3 protein-coding genes are annotated in these 2,707 nt (G+C 69.1%); all 3 read right to left on the reverse strand.

The features are described from left to right. Positions 1–144: 144 nt before the first annotated feature. Complete coding sequence (locus ACQKIP_RS44650; protein ID WP_365861893.1) at positions 145–816, reverse strand: hypothetical protein; 672 nt, start codon at positions 814–816, stop codon at positions 145–147. A 185-nt stretch (positions 817–1,001) separates the two neighbouring features. Beyond that, on the reverse strand, positions 1,002–1,484 hold the full coding sequence (locus tag ACQKIP_RS44655) for a sec-independent translocase (RefSeq protein WP_365861891.1): 483 nt from the start codon (positions 1,482–1,484) through the stop codon (positions 1,002–1,004). Positions 1,485–1,565: 81 nt separating this feature from the next. Then, positions 1,566–2,707, reverse strand: a 1,142-nt coding sequence (locus tag ACQKIP_RS44660) for a S1C family serine protease (RefSeq protein ID WP_427745616.1), incomplete at its 5' end; no start/stop codon positions are given.

Raw genomic sequence — 2,707 nt, forward strand, 5'->3', positions numbered from 1 at the left:
CTGGTTTTTGTTTATACGCCACACCCCCGGGGTAACCCCCCCCCCACCATGTTCTGTGGCTCCCCCGCCCTTCTTCCGACCGCCGTGGGGGGCGCCGCGCGTCACCCGCGCCGCCCCCATCGGCGTATGTGTGCGGCGGGCGGGTCAGGCCGCGTACTCGTGGATGTCCTTGACCACCGAGAAGCCCAGGCCGTACGCGCTCATGCCGCGTCCGTACGCGCCCAGGTGCACGCCCTCCTTGGTGGAGCCGGCGAGCACCCAGCCGAACTCGGACTCGCGGTAGTGGAACGAGGTCGGCACGCCGTCCACCGGCAGCGAGAGCGTCGACCAGTCCTCGCCCTGGAGATCGTCCGCGAGGACCCAGGCCGTCTCGGTCTGCTGGTCCAGCCAGTCGTCCCGCAGGCTGTGGTCCATCTGGCTGGGCCAGGTGACGGTCAGCAGACCCACGCCGGCGAGCCAGGCCGCGGACGACACCGACGTCGCCTCGAGCAGGCCCGTGCCGTCCGGGCTGCGTCGCACCGGGTTGGCCGCGACGGTCACCACGGCCGCGAAGCGTTCCTTGTCGTTGTTGCCGAAGGGCCCGTCACTCCGTACCGACGGCTCATCGCCGTGCCCGATGGAGCCGTGCTCCACCGCGCCGTCCGCGGCGGTGCCGACCTGCATCAGCCAGCGCTCGCCCGTGAAGGCCTCGTCGAGGCCGTACCAGGGGAAGGGCGCCAGCAGATAGCTGTCGACCGTGCGCCGGGCGGAGGGCATCGCTTCTGCGGTGCCGTCCGCGGCCGGCGCCTGTGCGCCTACGCGACTTGTCGTCTCCATGTACCCGGCCGCCTCCTCGTTCTCATCGGTCCGCAGGGCCCGCCCCCCTCGGGCGTCCTCAGCCGGACAACAAGGCAGGATAGCCACACCCGTTCCGGAACCCGGGACACCGGTAGGCGTACGAGTGTCTCGAAGAGAGCGCCGGGGGCGTGATCAGGGGCGTACCGGGAGTGGCGCGCAGGAGGTCAGGTGGCGTCCGCGTCGTACGGCGGGTGCTCGGGGGGCGCGGTCTTCTCCGGCTTCTTGTCCATGTTGATGCGGTCGCTGCGGCCGTCCTTCTTGGCCATGTCGACACGGCTGCCGGTCGCGCTGTCCGAGCCGCTGGTGCCCTCGGCGGATTCACTCTCCCGCCCGTGCACGGCGTCGGTGACCTCGGCCATCTCCTTCTTGAGATCGAAGCCGTTCCGGATTTCCTTCAGACCGAGCTCGTCGTTGTCGAGCTGCTTGCGGATGAAGGTCTTCGGATTCAGGTCCTCGAACTCGAAGTCCTTGAATTCCGGGCCGAGTTCGCTGCGTATATCCGCCTTCGCGCTGTCCGAGAATTCGCGGATCTTACGGATGGTGCGCGAGGCGTCCTGAATCAGCTTGGGCAGCTTGTCCGGGCCGAAAATGAGCACAGCGAGGATGACCAGCGCCACTACCTCGAGCGGGCCAATGTCTGAGAACACCTTGACTCCTTGCCATCCGGACCGGGTCCACGGTACCCGGCGATCCTGTCCGTCCGGTAGCCGCTGGGCGACAGACGTGGATCAGTTCCCGCCCGATGCGCCGAGCACCAGCGTCACTTTCCGGTCCTTTCCCGCTCGCTGGACGGTCAATTCGAGACGGTCCTTCGGCCGGTGGGCCCGGATCTTGACGATGAGCTCGTCGCCGGAGTGAATGCGCTGGCCGTCGACCTCGGTGATGACGTCGCCCGGCTTGATTCCGGCGCGGTCGCCCGGTCCGCCCTTGTTCACGGCGGGGCCGCCGTCCTGGCCCTTGTCGCCGACGCGGGCGCCGTCGCCCGTGTACTCCATGTCGAGCGTGACACCGATCACAGGATGCGTGGCCTTGCCGGTGTTGATCAGCTCTTCGGCGACGCGCTTGCCCTGGTTGATGGGGATGGCGAAGCCGAGTCCTATCGAACCGGCCTGGCCGCCGCCGGGCTCCGAGCTGTCGTCGGCGGAGCGGATGGCGCTGTTGATGCCGATGACATGAGCCTCGGAGTCGACGAGCGGGCCGCCGGAGTTGCCGGGGTTGATGGGGGCGTCGGTCTGCAGGGCGTCGACGTAACTGATGTCGCTGCCGTCGCCCTTCTCGCCGCCCGCGGTGATGGGGCGCTCCTTGGCGCTGATGATGCCGGAGGTGACGGTGTTCTCCAGGTCGAACGGGGCTCCGATGGCGACCACCGGGTCACCCACCTGCACGTTCTCGGAGTTGCCGAGGGGCAGCGGCTTCAGTCCGCGCACCCCGGAGACCTTGACCACCGCGAGGTCGTACCCGGAGTCGCGTCCGATGACCTCCGCCTTGGCCGTCTCGCCGCCGCTGAAGGTCACCGATATCTCGCCGCCGGTCCCCGCGGGCTCCACCACGTGGTTGTTGGTGAGGATGTGGCCCTTGCCGTCGAGCACGAAGCCGGTGCCGGTGCCCTGTGCGTCGTCGCCGCTGACGTGCAGGGTCACGACGCCGGGCAGGGAGCTCGCCGCGATCCCGGCGACGCTGTCCTTGGCCCTGGCCTTGTCCTGCGCCTTGGCCTGCGGAAGCTCGATGTCCGTGCCGCTGCCGTTGCGCTCCAGATAGGCGCCGAGGGCTCCGCCGATGCCGCCGGCCACGAGGGTGATGACGGCGATCCCTGCCAGGATCGCCCGCCGGGCCCGCTTCTTCTGCCTCGCCTCGTCGACAGGAACGGCAC

It is taken from the genome of Streptomyces sp. NPDC059900, assembly GCF_050270335.1.
Lineage (GTDB): Bacteria > Actinomycetota > Actinomycetes > Streptomycetales > Streptomycetaceae > Streptomyces.

Bases quoted from the DNA above. Each gene is read 5' to 3' on its own strand.
- ACQKIP_RS44650 (WP_365861893.1), bottom strand. From the start codon at position 816: ATGGAGACGACAAGTCGCGTAGGCGCACAGGCGCCGGCCGCGGACGGC.